General features: G+C 56.1%; 1 protein-coding gene. It reads left to right on the top strand.

What is annotated here, in order from left to right; genetic code table 11:
• Positions 1–223: MotA/TolQ/ExbB proton channel family protein (locus tag E4K09_RS02610; RefSeq protein WP_193557235.1), on the top strand; the 223-nt coding region annotated here is incomplete at both ends.

The following is a 223-nucleotide window of genomic DNA, read 5'->3' as shown; positions in this document are numbered from 1 at the left end:
GGCGGTACTGGGCATCGTTAAGGCTCTAGGGGCAATCGATCAGTCCCCAGCGATCCTCGGCGGTCTCATTGCATCCGCTCTCGTCGGAACTTTCGCGGGCATCTTCATCTCCTATGCATTCCTGTCTCCGCTTGCGAACAAAGTGAAGGCAACCCGTGAGAAGCAAACCCGTGTCTATGTCATCGTCAAACAGGCGCTCATTGCCTACATGAACGGCGCCCTT

The sequence above is a fragment of the Microvirga pakistanensis genome, assembly GCF_004458765.1.
Lineage (GTDB): Bacteria > Pseudomonadota > Alphaproteobacteria > Rhizobiales > Beijerinckiaceae > Microvirga > Microvirga pakistanensis.
This window is presented reverse-complemented; position numbering and strand designations above follow the sequence as displayed.